This window comes from Micromonospora sp. NPDC049836, from assembly GCF_044465125.1.
Lineage (GTDB): Bacteria > Actinomycetota > Actinomycetes > Mycobacteriales > Micromonosporaceae > Micromonospora.
Genome location: NZ_JBITLH010000007.1, coordinates 231,203 through 251,211, shown reverse-complemented (window position 1 = coordinate 251,211; position 20,009 = coordinate 231,203). Strand labels below are relative to the sequence as shown.

18 protein-coding genes are annotated in these 20,009 nt (G+C 72.5%); 6 read left to right on the top strand and 12 right to left on the bottom strand.

Annotation, left to right across the window (positions count from 1 at the left end; translation table 11 throughout):
- The first annotated feature begins 92 nt into the window (after positions 1-92).
- Positions 93-1,022, top strand: coding sequence for an inositol-3-phosphate synthase (locus ACIBPB_RS20720; RefSeq protein ID WP_396841170.1), 930 nt, complete (start codon positions 93-95; stop codon positions 1,020-1,022).
- A 16-nt stretch (positions 1,023-1,038) separates the two neighbouring features.
- Here ACIBPB_RS20720 and ACIBPB_RS20715 read toward each other — a convergent pair whose 3' ends face one another.
- From ACIBPB_RS20715 to ACIBPB_RS20700, 4 genes are read right to left on the bottom strand one after another with little or no spacing between them, the layout of a single operon-like run.
- Positions 1,039-1,212, bottom strand: coding sequence for a hypothetical protein (locus tag ACIBPB_RS20715; RefSeq protein ID WP_357314797.1), 174 nt, complete (start codon positions 1,210-1,212; stop codon positions 1,039-1,041).
- Complete coding sequence (locus ACIBPB_RS20710) at positions 1,209-1,427, bottom strand: hypothetical protein (protein ID WP_357314799.1); 219 nt, start codon at positions 1,425-1,427, stop codon at positions 1,209-1,211. The genes ACIBPB_RS20715 and ACIBPB_RS20710 overlap by 4 nt, the downstream gene beginning before the upstream one ends.
- Complete coding sequence (locus ACIBPB_RS20705) at positions 1,424-1,603, bottom strand: hypothetical protein (RefSeq protein ID WP_396841169.1); 180 nt, start codon at positions 1,601-1,603, stop codon at positions 1,424-1,426. Before ACIBPB_RS20705 ends, ACIBPB_RS20710 begins: the two co-directional genes overlap by 4 nt.
- Positions 1,600-1,788, bottom strand: a complete 189-nt coding sequence (locus ACIBPB_RS20700) for a hypothetical protein (protein ID WP_396841168.1) — start codon at positions 1,786-1,788, stop codon at positions 1,600-1,602. The genes ACIBPB_RS20705 and ACIBPB_RS20700 overlap by 4 nt, the downstream gene beginning before the upstream one ends.
- A 123-nt stretch (positions 1,789-1,911) precedes the next feature.
- Here ACIBPB_RS20700 and ACIBPB_RS20695 point away from each other — a divergent pair, with 123 nt between their 5' ends.
- Both ACIBPB_RS20695 and ACIBPB_RS20690 read left to right on the top strand, forming a co-directional pair.
- Positions 1,912-2,763, top strand: a complete 852-nt coding sequence (locus ACIBPB_RS20695; RefSeq protein WP_396841167.1) for a DUF5753 domain-containing protein — start codon at positions 1,912-1,914, stop codon at positions 2,761-2,763.
- Positions 2,764-2,780: 17 nt separating this feature from the next.
- Positions 2,781-3,005, top strand: a complete 225-nt coding sequence (locus tag ACIBPB_RS20690) for a DUF397 domain-containing protein (RefSeq protein WP_396841166.1) — start codon at positions 2,781-2,783, stop codon at positions 3,003-3,005.
- 373 nt (positions 3,006-3,378) lie between these two features.
- On the opposite strand, the gene ACIBPB_RS20685 is transcribed toward ACIBPB_RS20690, so the two are convergent.
- A complete protein-coding gene (locus tag ACIBPB_RS20685) occupies positions 3,379-6,270 on the bottom strand; it encodes a vitamin B12-dependent ribonucleotide reductase (protein ID WP_396841165.1) in 2,892 nt (963 codons plus the stop codon).
- 34 nt (positions 6,271-6,304) lie between these two features.
- Positions 6,305-6,802, bottom strand: a complete 498-nt coding sequence (nrdR, locus tag ACIBPB_RS20680) for a transcriptional regulator NrdR (RefSeq protein WP_357314808.1) — start codon at positions 6,800-6,802, stop codon at positions 6,305-6,307.
- Positions 6,803-7,346: 544 nt separating this feature from the next.
- Between nrdR and lexA the strand changes: the two genes are divergently transcribed.
- The gene (gene lexA / locus ACIBPB_RS20675; protein ID WP_396841164.1) at positions 7,347-8,129 is read left to right on the top strand and encodes a transcriptional repressor LexA; all 783 of its coding nucleotides are present in this window, start codon (positions 7,347-7,349) and stop codon (positions 8,127-8,129) included.
- Between the two features lie 54 nt (positions 8,130-8,183).
- Here the strand turns inward: lexA and ACIBPB_RS20670 are convergent, their stop codons facing one another.
- Together ACIBPB_RS20670 and hflX are read right to left on the bottom strand one after the other, a co-directional pair.
- Positions 8,184-9,758, bottom strand: coding sequence for a hypothetical protein (locus tag ACIBPB_RS20670; RefSeq protein WP_396841163.1), 1,575 nt, complete (start codon positions 9,756-9,758; stop codon positions 8,184-8,186).
- Positions 9,759-9,810: 52 nt separating this feature from the next.
- Positions 9,811-11,274, bottom strand: a complete 1,464-nt coding sequence (gene hflX, locus ACIBPB_RS20665; protein WP_396841276.1) for a GTPase HflX — start codon at positions 11,272-11,274, stop codon at positions 9,811-9,813.
- A 196-nt stretch (positions 11,275-11,470) separates the two neighbouring features.
- Here hflX and ACIBPB_RS20660 point away from each other — a divergent pair, with 196 nt between their 5' ends.
- On the top strand, positions 11,471-12,943 hold the full coding sequence (locus ACIBPB_RS20660; protein WP_396841162.1) for an NAD-dependent malic enzyme: 1,473 nt from the start codon (positions 11,471-11,473) through the stop codon (positions 12,941-12,943).
- A gap of 958 nt (positions 12,944-13,901) precedes the next feature.
- Here the strand turns inward: ACIBPB_RS20660 and dapF are convergent.
- Genes dapF through ACIBPB_RS20645 form a run of 3 tightly spaced genes read right to left on the bottom strand, consistent with a single transcriptional unit; the run spans position 13,902 to position 16,382 of the window.
- Entirely contained in the window at positions 13,902-14,747 is an 846-nt protein-coding gene (gene dapF, locus ACIBPB_RS20655) for a diaminopimelate epimerase (protein ID WP_396841161.1), read from the bottom strand.
- 7 nt (positions 14,748-14,754) lie between these two features.
- Positions 14,755-15,666: a tRNA (adenosine(37)-N6)-dimethylallyltransferase MiaA gene (miaA, locus tag ACIBPB_RS20650; RefSeq protein WP_396841160.1), complete on the bottom strand. Its 912-nt coding sequence runs from the start codon at positions 15,664-15,666 to the stop codon at positions 14,755-14,757.
- Positions 15,663-16,382 (bottom strand): hypothetical protein, encoded by a 720-nt coding sequence (locus ACIBPB_RS20645; RefSeq protein ID WP_396841159.1) that lies wholly within the window; start codon positions 16,380-16,382, stop codon positions 15,663-15,665. The genes miaA and ACIBPB_RS20645 overlap by 4 nt, the downstream gene beginning before the upstream one ends.
- 203 nt (positions 16,383-16,585) lie before the next feature.
- On the opposite strand from ACIBPB_RS20645, the gene ACIBPB_RS20640 reads away from it, so the two are divergent.
- Positions 16,586-17,794, top strand: a complete 1,209-nt coding sequence (locus ACIBPB_RS20640; protein ID WP_396841158.1) for a DUF349 domain-containing protein — start codon at positions 16,586-16,588, stop codon at positions 17,792-17,794.
- A gap of 70 nt (positions 17,795-17,864) precedes the next feature.
- On the opposite strand, the gene ACIBPB_RS20635 is transcribed toward ACIBPB_RS20640, so the two are convergent.
- On the bottom strand, positions 17,865-19,871 hold the full coding sequence (locus tag ACIBPB_RS20635) for an FG-GAP-like repeat-containing protein (protein ID WP_396841157.1): 2,007 nt from the start codon (positions 19,869-19,871) through the stop codon (positions 17,865-17,867).
- Between the last annotated feature and the right edge of the window lie 138 nt (positions 19,872-20,009).

Genomic DNA, 20,009 nt, shown 5'->3' with positions numbered 1-20,009 from the left:
GCCGGCCGCCGGTGCCGGCCCGCCCGAAGCGAGCCGTCGGCGGGGCTTGTCGACGCGGACAGCCGGTTACCCTCGTGCCCATGATCGAAAAGGTGAGAGTCGCTGTCGTCGGAGTCGGCAACAACACCTCCGCGCTCGTACAGGGAATCGCCTTCTATCGGGCGACCGGCAGCCTGGTGGGCATCCACCGGCCCGAGATAGCGGGGCTGGGCGTGGCCGATGTCGAGGTCGTCGCGGCGTTCGCCCGCTCCGACGGCAAGGTGGGCCGGGACCTGCACGAGGCGATCTTCGTACCGCCCAACAACTTTCCGCGCCTCGACGTCGACCTGCCGCCGTCCGGGGTGCTGGTGCGGCGCGGCCTCGTGGACTCGACGGAGGTCGAGCGGGTGGCGGAGGCCCTGACCGGGGCGGAGGTGCTGCTGTACTCGGCGCCGAGCGGCCGGCCGGACACCGCCCGGGCGTACGCGGAGGCGGCGCTGGCCGCGGGGGTGGCCTTCGTCAACACCACCTCGGACCCGGTCGCCCGGGACCCGTCCCTGCTCGGGCGGTTCACGGATGCCGGCCTGCCGCTGCTCGGCGACGACCTGGCCAGCCAGTTCGGCACGTCCGTGGTGCACCACGCGTTGCTACGCCTGCTCCAGGAACGCGGGGTCACCCTGACCAGTTCCTACCAGGTCAACCTGGGCGGTACGGAGGACTTCCGCAACCTGGTGGAGAACCCCAACACCAAGGGACAGTCCAAACTGAACGCTCTCGGGACCGATCAGGTTCAGGTCGCTCCCCTCGGCTACCTTCCGCACCTGCGGTCGCAGAAGATCGCCCACATCAACATCGAGGCGCAGGGGTGGGGCGGCACGGCGGTGAGCCTGGACCTGCGGCTGAAGGTGCACGACCCGAGTGGCGCCGCGGGCGTCAACATCGACCTGATCCGGATCGCCGCCAGCGCGCTGCGCGCGGGCCGCGGCGGCTACCCGCCGGAGGTCGCGTCGCTCCTGAAGTCCCCACCCGGCACGGCGATCTGAGCCGTATGCCGGCAGTCTAGGAACGCTCCCGCGGCTTCCGCCGAGCCGAGATCTCCGCCAGGTGCTGACGCTGGTGCAGTCGCACCATCTCGTCCCAGACCTCCTGGTCGTAGTCCGGGTCCGGCGGGATCCACTTGTGTGAGCCGTCGCTGTAATGGAACCGCTCGTCGCCGCGCCGGATGATGCTCACCGCACCCACCCCAGGAACCGTCGGTGCAGCAGCCCGGCCGGCACCCAGGTCAGATCCTCGGCCGCCCACACCAGGTAGGAACCCATGTAGAGGGCCAGCGAGACCGGCGTGCCGGCGAACTCCGCCCGCAGTTCGTCGCGCCGGGTCGCGCAGGGCCACGGACCGCCGCAGCCGCCGCAGGTCCACACCGGCAGGACCGGGCCGTGCGTGGTCACGCCATGCCGTCCAGGAAGCGCCGGGTGGCGACGCGAGCATGCCAGCGGCAGGCCCATTCGGCCTGATAACAGGGGTACGGAGCCAGCCGCGCCCACCACCACCGGCAGCCGACGCAGAGGCCGTCGACGCCGGGCAGGTGCACGGACAGGATCTGCTGGGCCTGACGCTCGATCACGCCTGCTCCTCCCCCGGCCAGTGGCCGCGTCGGATCGGGATGCGGTGCCGGGCGCGGCAGGGCAACTCCGCGCCGCACCGGCAGGTCCGGCGCCACAGCCGCCACGACCACACCGGACGGTGCCGGCGCGCCAGCGTCAGCGCGGCCGCAAGCAGGTAGTCGTCGTACGGCACACGCCGCCGCATGCGGCCTCCCGAATTTGGACTCCTATTTTGGAAGCCTACTCAGGCTAAAAGTTGGACTCCTATTTTGGGAACCTTGCTGCGGCGTGTCGCGGCAATCGGGTGCGGCCGGGCGATAATCAGCCGATGGTCAACCCGACGATCCAGCGGCGGCGACTCGGGCTCGCACTCAAGCGCGCCCGCGAGAACGCCGGCAAGACCCAGGACGAGGCCGCCGCCGTCATCGATGCCGCAGCAAGCAAGATCAGCCGTCTTGAGCTGGGGCAGTCGGGACTGAAGCTGACCGACCTGAACCTGCTCCTTGATCTGTACGGCGTCAGCGGCGAAGAAGCCGAACCGCTGCGCGAACTCGCCCGCGCCGGACGGCAACGCGGCCGGTGGAGCACGTACCGCAACGCGGTACCCGACTGGTTCCGTCAGTACCTCGACCTGGAAGGCGACGCCTCCGAGATCCGCTGGTATCAACCAGAGGTCATCCCTGGCATCCTTCAGATCGAGCCCTACATCCGCGCGATGAATGCCACCGCCCACCCCCGACTCGCTACCGAGGACGTGGACCGACAGGTCGCCGTCCGCCTGGAACGGCAAGCGATCCTGCAACAGGCCGACGGTCCGGATCTGAGCTTCATCCTCAGCGAATCAGCCCTGCGCCGGAGCATCGGCGACGCAGCCACGATGCGCGGCCAACTCGTGCACCTGACCGAGATCGGCAAGCAGCCGAACGTAACCCTCCAGGTCTTCCCGTTCGACGCCCAGACCTACGAGACGGCGTCCTTCAACTTCATCATCCTGCGGTTCGGCGACGACGCTGCGTCTGACGTCATCTACGTCGAGACGTTCACCGACGCCGATTATCTTGACCGGCCCGACGCGGTGCGGGCCTACACTCGGCTGTGGGACCGACTTCGGGCAGCCGCTCTCGGGCCGGTAGAGTCGCGCAAGCTCATCCTGCGGATGGCGGACGACATGAAGCGGTGACAGACCTGGGGGTGGTCATGGAGACCTCGGATCACCTGGTCTGGCGCAAGTCCAGCCGCAGCGACAACAACGGCGGCGCGTGCGTCGAGGTTGCCTTCACCGGCAGTGGCGTCCTGGTCCGCGACAGCAAGGACCGCTCTGGCCCCACGCTTCACGTCGAGGGCCCGGCGTGGGCCGCCTTTCTCGCCGGCCTGAGCATTGGTCAGCGAGCCTCCGCCCCAGATGTTGTGGCTTCGCCCTGACGAAGCCGATGCGCACGTGATGTGAAGCCAGCCCTCAGCCCGGGCACTACAAACCTGATGTCGCAGACGATTCATCGACGTCGTCGCCGGCAGCTGAGTCGTCTGCGACATCAAATTGGTAGCGCGGACCACCTCGGGCAGGCCCCGCTCCGACGTCCGGCGATCACAGGGTCGGCGGGTCGCTCCTCAGTCGGCTGTACAGGTACCCGTCGCACCCATCAGCCGTCCTGGAACTCACCCGCTCGCACCACGCCCTCCAACTGGAACCCGGCCGTTACCAGAGACTTCTGCTCGGCGGCAACCCTACGGGAACTGGCGGAAACGCCGCGAGCGCGGCAGGGAAGCCCTGCCGCGCTCGCGAAACCGGGCTACGTCAGCTGCAGCCGCTGGTGGAGCCGCAGCCCTCGCAGACGTAGCAGCTACCGGCCGGCCGCATCTTCGTACCGCAGGTGAAGCAGAGCGGCGCGTCCGCGGCCTTGCCGATCACGGCCTCAAGCAGCTCGGTGCTGGAACCCACCGACGGCGCCGGCTTGACGGCGGCCACCTCGGCGACCTCCTGCTTGGGCTGGGCGACCGCCTTCGGCTCGGGCGCCTCGACCGGGGCGGAGGCGGCCATCGCGGTGAGGTCCGCACCGCTCGCCTCCGCCTCCGCCTCGGCCGCGAGCTGGGCGGCCCGCTCCTTGGCGGTGAAGATGCCCAGCTCCGCGCGGCGCTCGTACGGCAGGAAGTCCAGGGCCAGGCGACGGAAGATGTAGTCCATCACCGAGGCCGCCATCCGCACGTCCGGGTCGTCGGTCATGCCGGCCGGCTCGAAGCGCATGTTGGTGAACTTGCTGACGTACGTCTCCAGCGGGACGCCGTACTGGAGACCGATGGAGATGGCCACCGAGAAGGCGTCCATCACGCCGGCCAGGGTCGAGCCCTGCTTCGACATCTTGAGGAAGACCTCGCCGAGGCCGTCGTCCGGGTAGGACGAGGCGGTGAGGTAGCCCTCGGCGCCGCCGACCGAGAAGGAGATGGTCTCCGACGGGCGCTTCTTCGGCAGCCGCTTGCGCACCGGCCGGTACTCGACGACCTTCTCCACGACCTTCTCGGCCGCGGCGGCCGGCGCCTGCGTCTCGGCGGTGGCCTTGTTCGGCTTGGCCACCGACAGCGGCTGGCCGACCTTGCAGTTGTCCCGGTAGATCGCCAGGGCCTTCAGGCCGAGCTTCCAGCCCTCGAAGTAGATCTTCTCGACGTCCTCGACGGTCGCCTGCTCCGGCATGTTGACCGTCTTGGAGATGGCGCCGGAGATGAACGGCTGGACGGCCGCCATCATCCGCACGTGCCCCATCGGCGCGATCGAGCGCTCGCCCATGGCGCAGTCGAAGACCGGGTAGTGCTCCGGCTTCAGACCCGGGGCGTCCACCACGTGGCCGTGGTCGGCGATGTGCTCGACGATCGCCTCGACCTGCTCCTCGGGGTAGCCGAGGCTGCGCAGGGCGCGCGGCACGGTCTGGTTGACGATCTGCATCGAGCCGCCGCCGACCAGCTTCTTGAACTTGACCAGGGCCAGGTCCGGCTCGACACCGGTAGTGTCGCAGTCCATCATCAGGCCGATGGTGCCGGTCGGGGCGAGCACGCTGGCCTGCGAGTTCCGCCAGCCGAACTTGTCACCGACCTTGTTGCCGAGGGTCCACTGCTTGGTGGCCTCGCGCTGGATGGCGGTGGCCACCGTGCCGGTCGGCTTGATCGCGTCGTTGGCGGCGGCGTGCTTGCGCATGACCCGCTTGTGCCCCTCGGCGTTGCGGGCGTAGCCGTCGTACGCGCCGACGATGCCGGCCAGCTCGGCCGAGCGGCGGTACGCGGTGCCGGTCATCAGCGAGGTGATCGACGCGGCCACCTCCCGGCCCTGCGCCGAGTCGTACGGCAGGCCGGAGGCCATCAGCAGCGCGCCCAGGTTGGCGTACCCGATGCCGAGCTGCCGGTAGGCGCGGGTGGTCTCGCCGATCTTCTCGGTGGGGAAGTCGGCGAAGCAGATCGAGATGTCCATCGCGGTGATGACGAACTCGACCGACTTGACGAACTTCTCCACCTCGAAGCCGCCGTCGGCACGCATGAACTTCATCAGGTTCAGCGAGGCCAGGTTGCACGAGGAGTTGTCCAGGTGCAGGTACTCCGAGCACGGGTTCGACGCGGTGATCCGCCCGGTCTCCGGGCAGGTGTGCCAGTCGTTGATCGTGTCGTCGTACTGCAGGCCGGGGTCGGCGCACTCCCAGGCGGCCTGGGCGATGCTCCGGAACAGGTTCTTGGCGTCGATCGTCTCGATGACCTGGCCGTCGAGCCGGCCGCGCAGGTCGAAGCCGCCGCCGTTCTCCACCGCGGTCATGAACTCGTCGGAGACGCGGACCGAGTTGTTGGCGTTCTGGTACTGCACGCTGACGATGTCGGCGCCGCCCAGGTCCATGTCGAACCCGGCGTCGCGCAGCGCGCGGATCTTGTCCTCCTCGCGCGCCTTGGTGACCACGAACTCCTGGATGTCCGGGTGGTCCACGTCGAGGATGACCATCTTGGCCGCGCGCCGGGTGGCCCCACCGGACTTGATGGTGCCGGCGGAGGCGTCCGCGCCGCGCATGAAGCTGACCGGGCCGGAGGCGTTGCCGCCGGAGGAGAGCAGCTCCCGGGAGGAGCGGATCCGGGACAGGTTGACGCCGGAGCCGGAGCCGCCCTTGAAGATCAGCCCCTCCTCCTTGTACCAGTCGAGGATCGAGTCCATGGAGTCGTCGACGGCCAGGATGAAGCAGGCGCTGACCTGCTGCGGCGACGGCGTGCCGACGTTGAACCAGACCGGCGAGTTGAAGCTGAACACCTGGTGCAGCAGCATCCAGGTCAGCTCGTGGGCGAACACCTCGGCGTCGGCCGGGGTGGCGAAGTAGCCGTACTCCTCGCCGGCGGTGCGGTAGGTGTCGACCACCCGGTCGATGAGCTGCTTGAGCGACCACTCCCGCTCCGGGGTCCCCACCGCGCCCCGGAAGTACTTGGTGGTCACGATGTTGGCCGCGTTGACCGACCAGGACTCGGGGAACTCCACCCCGCGCTGCTCGAAGTTGATCGAGCCGTCCCGCCAGTTCGTCATGACGACGTCGCGGCGCTCCCAGGCGACCTCGTCGTAGGGGTGCACCCCCTCGGTCGTCCAGACCCGCTCGATCTTCAGCCCGGCCCCGGCCTTGTTCCGTGACTTGCTGGTCGTCACGCCCTCGCCCCCCTCGTCAGCGCGGTCACCCACCGCGCATCGTCAACTGTCAGAAATCCGCAGAAACTCAGCTTGTCCGGCCGGCCTCGGCCGGCTCCGCCCCGGCGCCCTCCCGGGCCCGCGCGGCGGCCCGCAGCGTCTCGATCTCGCGCTCGAAGTCGGCGAGCGAGTCGAAGGACCGGTAGACGCTGGCGAACCGCAGGTAGGCCACCTCGTCCAGGTCGCGCAGCGGGCCCAGGATGGCCAGCCCGACCTCGTGGCTGGGGATCTCGGCGGCCCCCTTGGCCCGGACGGTCTCCTCGACCTTCTGCGCCAGCAGCGCGATCGAGTCGTCGTCGACCGGCCGGCCCTGGCACGCCTTGCGCACCCCGCCGATGATCTTCGTGCGGCTGAACGGCTCGGTCACCCCGCTGCGCTTGACCACCGCGAGCACCGCCTCCTCGACGGTGGTGAACCGCTTGCCGCACTCCGGGCAGGACCGCCGCCGCCGGATGAGCTGGCCGTCGTCGGCCTCCCGCGAGTCGACCACCCGGGAGTCGGCGTGCCGGCAGTACGGACAGCGCATCGCCTGACCTCCTTCTTCGCTCGCGAGCCACACCGGCCGGCTCCGGGCACGCTGGATCGCGGCGGTGCCATCTCGCGATGACCCCCGCCGGATCGGCGTACGGGAGTGCGGTCGGTAACCGGACCCAACCTGTAGGCGACTTACGCCCGTGTAACCACTACATCTAGGGGTCGACCGTATGCCGTCGCACTAGCGAGGTCAAGTTGGTCGGCGTGTCCGGCGCGTCATCAGAATCACGCGCCGGGCCACCGGGTCGCCGACCTCACCGAGGAGCCCAACGGCCGGCCGCCGCCGGGGTCACGGGAGCCGACGATAGAACATGCGTACGAGAGCGACGTACCATTTACCAGAACAGGCGTTCGGAAATCCAGGATTTCGGCGCGACACGCCGACAACAGGTCGTACAGATGTTTGAAAATGACCGATCTCACCTATACGGTCAACAACGACCGGGCGGGACGGATTCCGTCCGACCGGTCGGCAGCGCACCTGAGCACGCACCACGAGCCGACGAGGCACCCAGCGCCGACCAGGGAGGACGGACGTGACCGAGGACCGGGCCAGCCGGCAGAAGAACCCGCAGCCGATCGACGGGGCGGGTCCGCCGGCGACCCGTCGACCCCGCACCGCGCGCAGCCGGGCCGCCCAGCCCGGCGTGCGACCGGTCACGCCGGTGGTCAGCAGCTTCCCCGACCCGGCGTCGGTCGACCTCACCGCGCGGCAGCGCCGGATCCTGGAGTTCATCCGCACCTGGGTGGAGCGCCACGGCTACCCGCCGAGCGTGCGCGAGATCGGCGAGGCGGTCGGGCTGGTCTCCCCGTCCAGCGTCGCCTACCAGCTCAAGGAGCTGGAGAAGAAGGGCTTCCTGCGCCGCGACCCGAACCGGCCGCGCGCGGTGGACGTCCGCTCCCCCGGCGACGTCGACGACGAGGCGGCCCGCGCCCAGCGGCCCACCCCGGCGTACGTGCCGATGCTCGGCCGGATCGCCGCCGGTGGCCCGATCCTCGCCGAGCAGGCCGTGGAGGACATCTTCCCGCTCCCCCGCGAGCTGGTGGGCGAGGGCGAGGTCTTCATGCTCCAGGTCAAGGGTGACTCGATGCTCGACGCCGCGATCTGCGACGGCGACTGGGTGGTGGTCCGCCAGCAGCCGACCGCCGAGGCCGGCGACATCGTGGCCGCCATGCTCGACGGCGAGGCGACCGTGAAGACCTACCGGCGGCGCGACGGGCACGTCTGGCTGATGCCGCAGAACCCGGCCTTCGACCCGATCCCCGGTGACGACGCCACCATCATGGGTCGCGTGGTCGCCGTGCTCCGCCGGATCTGACGAACCGAAAAGGGGGTGACCGCCGGGCCGGCGGTCACCCCCTTTTTCGTTGTCTCAGTAGCGGTCGCCCCGGTACTCCCGGCCGCCGGAGACCTGGCCGTACTGGCCCCGGTCGCCGTAGCCACCGTCGCGCCGGCCACCGCGCGGATCCCGGTGGTCCGGTTCGCGGCGCGGCGGCTCACTCCGGCCCCCGCCGTAGCCGCCACCACCCTGCTGGCCGCCGCCGTAACCGCCGCCCGGCCGACCGCCGCCGTAGCCGCCGCCCTGCTGGGGCCCGCCCGGTGGGCGGCCACCGCCGTACACCCCGCCGCCACGGGCGCCGCCGGGCTGCCCGCCGTAGACCCCGCTGCCGGGCCGGCCGCCGTTGGCCGGCGCACCGCCGTAGACCCCGCCCTGGCTGCCGCCGTAGACCCCGCCGCGCGGCGGGACGTCGGGCCGGTTGACCGGCGGCGCGAAGCCGGGATTGACCGGGAAGTCGTCGTCGCGCCGGTCGGTCGGCTCGGCGGGCGGCGCCGGCTTGCGCCGGGCCCGCAGGATGCCGACGATGCCCGCGCCGACCAGCAGCGCGCCGAGCACGCCGACGGCCGCGATCAGGTACGTGATCTCGTCGAGGCTGAGCCCCTCGATCCAGGACTTCTCGGCGGCCGGCTTCGGGCCGCCCTTGCCCACGTTGGGCAGCGCCTCGACGCCGGTGGTGGCCGGCGTGTAACTCAGGATGTCGATCGGGTCGCTGGCGTCCAACTGGCCGCCGTCGGAGACCGTGACGAAGGACTTGCCGTCCGGCGTGTAGGCGATCGCCTCGCCGAACGGGTCCGCGAGCGGGGTGACCCGGGGCTTGCCGGAGGTCAGCGCGGCGACGATGTTGCCGCCGGTGACGTCGAACTCGAAGGCGTCGGCGTAGGTGCGCAGCACCACCTTGCTGCCGTCGAGCGAACGGGCCGCGCCGGTGATCAGCAGCCGGCCGGGCGAGCCCAGCTTGTTGTCGGTGTTGGTCTTGGGGAGGGTGACCTCGCCGACCTTCTTCATCGGGACCGGCACGGGATCACCGCCGGTCTTCAGCTTCGCCGTCGGGGTGAAGATCTCCGATTTGCCGGACAGCTCCTTGGTGATGACCAGCGGCAGGTTGTCGTTGCCGACCAGCAGCGCCTCGGCGTCGTGCGGCTCGTTGCCCGGGTAGGTCAGCCGGTGCAGCACCGGCTTCCTGGACCCGTTCAGCGGCATCGTCCAGACCGCGACCCGGTCCCGCCGGGTCTTGCTCTCGACGTTGTCACCGGTGTCGGCGATCCAGAGCGTCTTCTTGTCCGGTCCGACGGCCAGGTCCTCGGTGTCGCGGGGCCCGGGATCCGGGTATCGGACCGGGTCCTTGGCGATCTCGCACTTGGTGTCGAGGAAGAAGATCCGCTCGCGGCTGTCGTCCTCGGTGCCGTCGTTGATCACCACGTAGCCGCTGGCGGTGGCGACCAGGCCGGACAGCTCCCGCAGTCGCTTGTCCTCGACGGTGCACTTCTTCTTGGGGACCGCGGCCCGCGCGGGGGCCGCGGCCGGTGCCGCCGAGGCGAGCCCGGCCGGCGCCACGACAGCGCCGACCAGGCTGAGCGCGATCGTGACCGAGGAGACAGCGTGCCGCATGCCGCCCAGTGTCGCACGACCCCCGTTTCGGGCGGGTGACGCGCCGGAGGGCTCAGCCCCCGACGCCCACCCGCTCGTCCGTGGTGAGCCGGTCCCCCGCCCGGTACGGCGCCAGCTCGGCGGCGAGCGCCTGACCGACCCGCACGTGCACCAGGGTGCCCTCGGGCAGGTGCGCCGTGCTGAGCACCTCGCCCTGCCGGTGCACCCGGGCCACCAGGTCACCCCGGTCGTACGGGAGCACCGCCCGGACCTCGACGGCCGGTCGCGGCAGCCGCTGCTCGACCGCCTCGCGCAGCCCGTCGATCCCGCGCCCGCTGTACGCGGAGACGAAGACCGCCTCCGGCCAGAGCCGCTTGAGCCGCAGCAGGGTCTCCTCGTCGGCGGCGTCGGTCTTGTTCACCACCAGCAGCTCCGGCAGCCGGTCGGCGCCCACCTCGGCGAGCACCTCACGAACCGCGCGGACCTGCTCCTCCGGGTCCGGGTGGGTGCCGTCGACCACGTGCACCACCAGGTCGGCGTCGGCGACCTCCTCCAGCGTCGAGCGGAACGCCTCGACGATCTGGTGCGGCAGGTGCCGGACGAACCCGACCGTGTCGGAGAGCGTGTAGAGCCGCCCGTCGGACGTGGTGGCCCGGCGGGTGGTCGGGTCCAGGGTGGCGAACAGCGCGTTCTCCACCAGCACGCCCGCCCCGGTCAGGCGGTTGAGCAGGCTGGACTTGCCGGCGTTGGTGTAGCCGGCGATGGCCACCGCGGGCACCGAGTTGCGGGTGCGCCGGGCGCGCTTGGTCTGGCGTACCGTCGCCATGCCCTTGATCTCGCGGCGCAGCCGCGCGATGCGGTGCCGGATGCGCCGCCGGTCGGTCTCCAGCTTGGTCTCACCGGGACCGCGCAGGCCCACGCCGCCGCCGGCGCCACCGCCGCGACCGCTACCACCGGTCTGCCGGGACAGCGTCTCGCCCCAACCGCGCAGGCGCGGCAGCAGGTATTCGAGCTGGGCCAGCTCGACCTGCGCCTTGCCCTCCTTGCTCTTGGCGTGCTGGGCGAAGATGTCGAGGATCAGGGCGGTCCGGTCGACCACCTTGACCTTGGTGCGCTGCTCCAGGTTGCGCAGCTGCGACGGGGACAGCTCACCGTCGCAGATGACCGTGTCGGCGCCGGTGGCGAGCACCACCGCGCCCAGGTCGTCGACCTTGCCCCGACCGATGTACGTGGCCGGGTCGGGCCGGTTGCGCCGCTGAATCAGCCCCTCGAGCACCTGCGAGCCGGCCGTCTCGGCCAGCGCCGCGAGCTCGGTGAGGCTGTTGTCGGCGTCGTCCTGGGTCCCCTCGGTCCAGACGCCCACCAGGACGACCCGCTCCAGCCGGAGCTGGCGGTATTCGACCTCGGTGATGTCGCTGAGCTCAGTGGAGAGGCCGGGGACCCGCCGCAGTGCCTGTCGCTCCGACAGCTCGAACTCGCCGGTGGTGGCATCGAGCTCGTCGTCCTCGTCGGGACGGTAGGTCTCCTGCTCTCGCAAATCGCGACTCCTGTCCGTTATGTCTATTGCCGGGGCATTTCCCGTTCGCATGAGCATCCTGACATGTAGCAACGCCGGGCGCACCCGCTATATGCCCGTGGCGCTACTAACCGGTAGCGAGCCCGGATACCGGCCCACCTGGGCGGGCGAGTAGAAATGCCAGGCGAACCGCTCAGCGCTGACGGAGGAGTTCCACGTGGCCAATACCCGACTGCCGAGTGCCGGATTCTCGATCACGATCCGGATCGCGGTACCCGCGGACGCCTCCTCCATCGGCCGGCTGACCACCGCGGCCGGTGAGGCCGGCGCGATCGTCACCGCCCTCGACGTGGTCGACTCCGACCCCGCGTCCGTGATCGTGGACCTCACCTGCGACACCGCCGACGCCACCCACGCCGACCAGGTGGTCGACGCGCTGACCGCGCTCGACGGCGTGGACGTCCGCAAGGTCTCCGACCGGACCTTCCTGCTGCACCTCGGCGGCAAGATCGAGGTCAGCTCGAAGGTGGCGCTGCGCAACCGCGACGAACTGTCCCGGGCGTACACCCCCGGGGTGGCCCGGGTCTGCCAGGCGATCGCCGAGAACCCGGCCGACGCCCGCCGGCTCACCATCAAGCGCAACACGGTGGCCGTGGTCAGCGACGGCTCCGCGGTGCTGGGCCTGGGCAACCTCGGCCCGGCCGCCTCGCTGCCGGTGATGGAGGGCAAGGCGGCGCTGTTCAAGCGCTTCGGCGGGGTGGACGCCTGGCCGGTGGTGCTGGACACCCAGGACACCGACGAGATCGTGTCGATCGTCAAGGCGATCGCGCCCGCGTACGGCGGGATCAACCTGGAGGACATCGCGGCGCCGCGCTGCTTCGAGATCGAGGCCCGGCTGCGCGAGGCGCTGGACATCCCGGTCTTCCACGACGACCAGCACGGCACCGCGATCTGCGTGCTGGCCGCGCTGACCAACGGGCTGCGCGTGGTGGGCAAGCAGCTCAGCGACGTCCGGGTGGTGGTCTCGGGCGCCGGCGCGGCCGGCACCGCGATCATGAAGCTGCTGCTCCGCCAGGGTGTGGGCGACATCATCGCGTCCGACCGCCGGGGCGCCCTGCACCGCGGGATGCCCGACCTCAACCCGGCCTGGCAGTGGCTGGCCGAGAACACCAACAAGGAGAACTACGCCGGCGACCTGGCCGGCGCGCTGCGCGGCGCGGACGTGTTCATCGGGGTGAGCGCACCGAACCTGCTCACCGGCGAGGACATCGCCACCATGGCCAAGGACGCGATCGTCTTCGCGCTGGCCAACCCGGACCCGGAGGTCGACCCGCGGGAGGCGCGCAAGTACGCCGCCGTGGTCGCCACCGGCCGCTCGGACCAGCCGAACCAGATCAACAACGTGCTCGCCTTCCCGGGCGTCTTCCGCGGCATGCTCGACGCGCACGCCGAGGAGTTCACCGAGGAGATGGCGATCGCCGCGGCCCGGGCCATCGCGGACGTGGTCGGCGAGGACAAGATCAACCCGACGGTGATCGTGCCGAGCGTCTTCGACGCCCGGGTCGCCCCGGCGGTCGCCGCCGCCGTCCGCGCCGCCGCCCAGAACCCCGCCGCGACCCCGCCGCCGGCCGCCGACCCCGGCCCTGCCGACCTCCCCGAGATCGCCGCCAACGCCAGCGCCACCCCCTGACGCCGCCGGGCCCGTCCGCCCGTCGTACCGGCCCGCCCGCCGTGCCGTGCGGCCGGCGTGACGCGGTCCGGCCCGCACGTGGCGTGGCTGGCTGGAGGCGGGCCGGCCCCGACGCACGCCGGGCCCGGCCGGCTGCGGGGTGTCACGGCCACCCCCGCCCAGAGGGCGCGGACGCGCCCGACGCACGCCGGGCCCAGCCGACTCCGGCGTGTCACGGCCACCCCCGCCTGGGGGCGCGGACGCGCCCGACGCACGCCGGGCCCAGCCGGCTGCGGCGTGTCGCGGCCACCCGGCCCGTGCCTTAAGAGCGATATGCCTCTGCGGCATAAATGTGCCGCAGAGGCATATCGCTGAAGAATGCTGTGTCGACCAGCCGCGTGCGGCCCACCGACAGGTGCCGCCAGCGACGCCGAGGGAGGGCGCGGAGGGCGAAGCCGCACGCGCGGGCACTGCCAGCGACGCCGGGCGCGGAGAACCAGGACGCACGCGCGGGCACCGCCAGCGACGCGGGGCGCGCGGAGGGCGAAGCCGCACACGCGGGCACTGCCAGCGACGCCGGGCACGCGGAGAACCAGGACGCACAGGCGGGCACCGCCAGCGACGCGGGGCGCGCGGAGGGCGAAGTCGCACACGCGGGCAGCGCCAGCGACGCCGGGCGCACGGAGAACCAGGACGCACGCGCGGGCACCGCCAGCGACGCCGGGCACGCGGAGAACCAGGACGCACCACGCGGGCACCGCCAGCGACGCCGGGCACGCGGAGAACCAGGACGCACCACGCGGGCACCGCCAACGACGCCGGGCACGTGGAGAACGAGGACGCACGCGCGGGCACCGCCAGCGACGCCGGGCGCGGAGAACCAGGACGCACACGCGGACACCGCCAGCGACGCCAGGCGCGGAGAACCAGGACGCACACGCGGGCAACACCGGCGGGCGCCGGTGCCGGACGGCCCCCGTCAGGGAAGCAGGGCAGACGCGGTGAGTTCGCCGGTGGCGACCAGGACGGCGGGGCCGGAGAGCCAGCAGGAATCGTCGGTCACCGTGACGGTGAGGCGTCCCCCCGGCACGTCCACCGCCACCGTTCCGGTGTCGAGGCCGGCGTCGCGCAGCGCCACCGCGGCGACCGCGCAGGCGCCGGTGCCGCAGGAGAGCGTCTCGGCCGAACCCCGCTCGTAGACCCGCATCAGCACATGCCCGTCGGTCCCGTCGACCGGCTCCCCGGGGGCGGTGAACTCGACGTTCACCCCGGCCGGGAAGAGCGACGGGTCCACCTCGGGGGCCCGGGTCAGGTCCAGCGCGGGCAGGTCCAGGCTGGCGGGCAGGGCGCAGACCAGGTGCGGGTTGCCCACGTCGACCGCCGCGCCGGGCAGGGTCAGCCCGCCGATGGTGGCGGTGGCCGCGTCGTACAGCCGGGGGCGGCGCATCTCGACGGCGACGGCCTCGCCCTCCACCCGGGCCCGGACCAGGCCGGCCCGGGTGGCCAGCGGCAGCGCCCCACCGGACGGCGTGGCCAGCCCGGTGGCCAGCAGGTAGCGGACGAAGACCCGGGCGCCGTTGCCGCACATCTCCGCGAAGGAGCCGTCGGAGTTCCAGTAGTCCATGAACCACTCGGCCTCGCCGGCCAGCGCCGCGCCGTCCGGATGCTTGGCGGCCCGCACCACCCGCAGCACGCCGTCGCCGCCGAGGCCGCGCCGCCGGTCGCAGAGCGCGGCGACCAGGCCGGGCGTCAGGTCGAGGGCGCCGTCCGGGTCGGGCAGGATGACGAAGTCGTTGCCGGTGCCGTGGCCCTTGGTGAACTCCACGCCCCCATCATCGCCGATGCTCGGCGACCACCCGCAGCGCAGTGTCGGAAAACGCGGGCGACGCCGAGTCCAGCCAGTGGATGCGCGGGTCGCGCCGGAACCAGGAGCGCTGCCGCCGGACGAACCGCCGGGTGGCCCGGATCGTCTCGTCGTGCGCGTCGACCTCGGAGATCTCCCCGGCCAGGAAACGCAGCACCTGCTGGTAGCCGAGCGCCCGGCTGGCCGTCCGCCCTTCGGGCAGGCCGCGCCCGACCAGATCCCGGGTCTCGGCGACCAGGCCGTCGGCCCACATCCGGTCGACCCGCAGCGCGATCCGCTCGTCCAGCAGCGCGGTGTCCAGATCCACCCCGAGCTGTACCGACGGGTAGTACGGCGTGGGCTCGGGCAGCGCCGCGGTGAACGGGGCCCCGGTCAGCTCGATCACCTCCAGGGCTCGGACGATCCGCCGCCCGTTGGTCGGCAGGATGCTCGCCGCCGCCGCCGGGTCGGCCGTGGCGAGGCGGGCGTGCAGCGGGGCCGGGCCGACCTCCGCCAGCTCCGCCTCCAGCCGCTCGCGGACCGCCGGGTCGGTGCCGGGGAACTCGAACTGCTCCAGCACCGCCCGCACGTACAGCCCGGAGCCGCCGACCAGCAGCGGCACCCGGCCCCGGGCGAGGATGCCGTCGACCGCCGCGCGGGCCAGTTTCTGGTACTCGGCGACGCTGGCCGGCTCGGTCACCTCCCAGATGTCGAGCAGGTGGTGCGGCACGCCGTCGCGCTCGGCCGGGGTCAGCTTCGCGGTGCCGATGTCCATGCCCCGGTAGAGCTGCATCGAGTCGGCGTTGACCACCTCGCCGTCAAGAGCGTGCGCCAGGGCGATGCTCAGCGCCGACTTGCCGGCCGCGGTCGGCCCGACCACGGCGACGACGGTGCCGGTCATGCGCGCGCCCAGTTCGCCACGAAGTAGGCAACGCCGTAGGGGGCCTGCTGGTAGCTGAGGTCGCCGCGCCACTCGCCGCCCGCGGCGCGCGCCGCGCCGGCCAGCACCTGCCACGGCGCCCGCCCGGCCACCCGCAGCTCCGCCGACAACCCGGGGTCGAGGTCGAGCAGGGCCTCGGCGTCCGCGCCGGCCAGGGCCGCGGCAACCCCCTCGTCGTACGCGGGCGCGCGCGGATCGTCGTAGCCGGGCGCCGTGACGCCCCGGCAGGCCGAGCCGTCGCCCAGCACCAGCAGCGCGACCCGGTGCTCCGCCTCTGCGACGAGGGCCGCCCCCAGCTCGGCGCACTCGGCCGGCGGGGCGTCGGCGGCGACCGACCGGGCGAACCGGGGCAGCTCGGTCCCGGACCGGTTCACCAGCCAGGCGCCGATGGTCAGGCTCAACGGCAGCCGTTCGGCCCCGGCGCAGTTGACCTTCCAGAGCCGCACCTGCCGGTCCAGCCCGTACGCCCGCAGCGAGCCGGAGTCGGCGGTGTTGAAGCGGGCGGTCGCCGGCCCGCCGCCGAACAGCACGATCACCTCGGGGTCGGCGGCGAGCAGCCGGGCCACGGCGGCGTCGGCGGTGGCGCGGAGGTCGTCCAGCTCACCGGCGGCGGCGCCGGCCAGTTCCGGCACGAGCAGGGGCGGGTGGGGGCAGACGGCGGCGGCGACCAGAGGCACCCGTTCAACCTATCCGTACCCACCGGAGCGTCCCCGCGCCGATCCGGTCATCGCGGCGGTACGACACCGTATGGTCACGGTCGACGACAGGCGCTCGACACGGACCGGGTCGGACCTGTGACAATGCCGGGAGTGACTTTGCTGCGCCGTGGCGGCGATCGAGGGGGTGGTCCCATCGACGCCGGGAGAACGAGGATGGGCACATGAGCGACTGGACTGCCTTCGGACGGGTGGACGAGGACGGCACCGTCTACGTCAAGACCGCCGAGGGTGAGCGGGTGGTCGGATCCTGGCAGGCGGGCGCCCCGGAGGAGGGGTTGGCCCACTTCGCCCGGCGCTTCGCCGACCTGGTGACGGAGGTCGACCTGACCGAGGCCCGGCTCAACTCGGGCGCGGCGGACGCCGGCCACTCGCTGACCACGATCCGGCGGATCCGCGCCTCGCTGGCCGAGGCCCACGTGGTCGGCGACATCGACGCGCTCGCCGCCCGCCTGGACAAGCTGGCCGTCGTGGCCGAGGAGAAGGCCGGCGAGGCCAAGGCGGCCCGCGACGCCGCCCGCGGCGAGGCCCTCGCCCGCAAGACCGCCCTGGTCGAGGAGGCGGAGAAGCTGGCCGCCGAGTCGACCGGCTGGAAGACCGCCGGGGACCGGCTCAAGGAGATCCTCGACGAGTGGAAGACCATCCGCGGCGTCGACAAGAAGGCCGACGGCGAGCTGTGGAAGCGGTTCGCGGCCGCCCGTGACGCGTTCACCCGCCGCCGGGGCGCCCACTTCGCCTCCCTCGACCAGCAGCGCAAGCAGGCGCAGACGGTCAAGGAGGAGCTGGTCGCCGAGGCCGAGAAGCTGAAGGAGTCCACCGACTGGGGCGTCACCGCCAACCAGCTCAAGGAGCTGATGGCCCAGTGGAAGGCCGCCCCGCGGGCATCCAAGGAGGCCGAGCAGAAGCTCTGGGAACGGTTCCGGGCGGCGCAGGACGCCTTCTTCACCCGGCGCAGCGAGGTCTTCTCCGCGCGGGACAACGAGCAGCGGGCCAACCTGGAGCGCAAGCAGGCCCTGCTCGCCGAGGCCGAGGCGCTGGACGTCGACGGCGACCCGAAGGGCGCCCAGGCGAAGCTGCGGGAGATCCAGGCCCAGTGGCACGAGGCCGGCCGGGTGCCCCGCGAGGCCGCCGCCGGGCTGGAGCGCCGGCTGCGCGCGGTGGACGACAAGGTCCGCGAGGTGATGGACTCCGCCTGGCGGCGGACCACCAAGGAGGACAACCCGCTGCTGGCCCAGATGCGCTCCCAGGTCGCCGAGGCCGAGGAGCGGCTGGCCCGGGCCCAGGCCGCCGGCGACGCCCGGCGGATCAAGGAGGCCGAGCAGGCGCTCGCCTCGAAGCGGCAGTTCCTCCAGCTGGCCGAGCAGGCCGGCTGACCTGATCCATCCCGGAAGCCCCCGGTCCCGCCACGGGACCGGGGGCTTTCCGCGTGTCCGCCCGGGGTGTTCAGACCTGCGGCAGCACCACGAGCCCGCTGTTGTAGTCGGCGAGGACGAGGTCCGGCCGGCCGTCGCCGGTGAGATCACCGACGGCGAGACCCCGGCCGGGGTAGCTGGAGGCGTAGGGCAGGCCCCACAGGCGTTCGCGGCCGAGTTGGCCGTCGGGGCGCTGCAACGAGACCCCCGCCGCCTGCCAGCCGCCGTGCGCGGTCACCGCGTCGAGCAGGGCGTCCCCGTTCACGTCGGCGAGCACCAGCGGCTGGGGGATGTCGTAGTGCGGGTAGGCGACCGGGGCGCCGAGGGCGCCGGCGCCGGTCTGCGGGAACACCAGGAGCCGGGAGCCGGGCTTGTTGCCGCCCGCCGTCACCGCGACGTCCGCCCGCCCGTCACCGGTCAGGTCGCCGGCCGCCATCGATCCGATCCCCCGGGCGGTCCCGTCGGGCACCGGATACGCGCCGGCGCGGGCGAAGCCCCCCTCGGCGGTCTGGGTGAAGACCTCCAGGGTCGCCGTGGTGTTCGTCAACTGAACGATGTCGCGGCGGCCGTCGCCGTCGAGGTCGGCGGTGTCCACCAGGCCCCGGTCGTAGCCGTCGTCGACGAGGACCGGCGGGGCGAAGGTCCGACCGTCCATGCTGGCGTGCACGGTCAACCGGTCCTGCTCGGCGACGACCAGGTCGGCCCGGCGGTCCGCGTTGAGGTCGGCCAGTCGCAGGTCGGTGGGACGGGTCGCCAACGGCAGCAGGACCGGTGCGGCCAGGCCACCGGCCTGCTGCACGAACACGTCCACCCCGGAGTCGGCGATGGCCGCGACGTCGGTGTCCCCGTCCGCGTCCACGTCCCCGGTGGCGAGGACGACGGTCCCGTTCGGGTAGCCGTGCGTGGCGAGGACCTGCGGCGGGGCGAGGGTGCCGTCGGGCCGCTGGGCGAGTACGAGGAGCTTGCAGTTGTCCTCCGGCAGCTCCGCGTACGTGTAGGTGCCCATCAGCAGGTCGGCCCGGCCGTCACCGGTCACGTCCGCCACGGCCACGCTCGACGGGGTCACCGTGCCGAACCCGTAGGTGCGATAGGAGCCGTAGTTCACCTGGCCGTACGCGGGAACGACGGGGTGCGCGACCGCGGCCGAGGCACTGGCGCCGACGGCCGGTGTCTGGCTGCCGGCGAACTGGGCGTACACGGTGTGCGCGCCGACCGGCAGGCTCGTGACGACCTCGGCCCGGCCGGAGGAGTCGAGCCACGCGCCCTGCAGCGCCCGGCCGTCCGCGTAGAAGTAGACGCCGCCGAGGAACGTCGGGGTGTCCGGGTCGGCGGCGACGACCTTCGCGGTCAGCAGCGCGGCCTGCCCCGCCTCGGTACGCGCCGGGGAGACGGTCAGGGTGATGGTGCTCGGCGCGCCGACCCGGGCCCAGACCTCGGCGGACTCGTTGCTCGATGATGCCGAGACGGCCCGGACCCGGTAGAGGTACTCGGGGCCGGTGGTCACCGCGGTGTCGACGAAGCTCGTGCCCGTGGTGTCGCCCCGGCTCTCGTAGCTGCCGTTGTTCCAGCGCAGCACCGTGTAGCCGGTCGCGCCCGGACTCGGCTCCCAGGACAGCGTGATCCGGTCGGGCGCGCCGGTGGCCCGGACGCCCTGCGGCGGGTTGATCCAGGTCGTCGCGCTCACCTCGCGGGACGGGCGGGAGGTCAGGTCGCCGCTGGTGCTCACCACCACGTACCAGTAGCGGGTGGCGGCGGTGAGGCCCTCGTCGGTCCACTCCCGCTCGGTGGTGGACGCGACCTGTTGGTAGGGCCCGCCGCTGCTGCCGGACCGCAGCACCCGGTAGCCGGCGGCACCGGTGCCCGCCGTCCAGGTGAGCCGGATCTGGTCCTGGGAGAGCGCCGTCGCGGTGACGGTCTTCGGCGCGGACAGCCCGAGCGCCCGGGCCGGCGCGGCCGGCGCCAGCACCGCCACGAGGGCGAGCAGCACGAGGGCTGCCAGTGTTCGCCGGTGGTCCTGGTGGCCGGCTGTCGCACGCATCATTGGTTCCCCCGTTTCCGGCACTCCTGCGGCCGCCGCCCCATCGTTGGCCGGGATCGAGGCCGCCGCTCGACAACCGTGACCGAAGACGCAAAAGGTGAACGGGGGTCCAGGCACGACGCCCGGGAGCGGAACCAC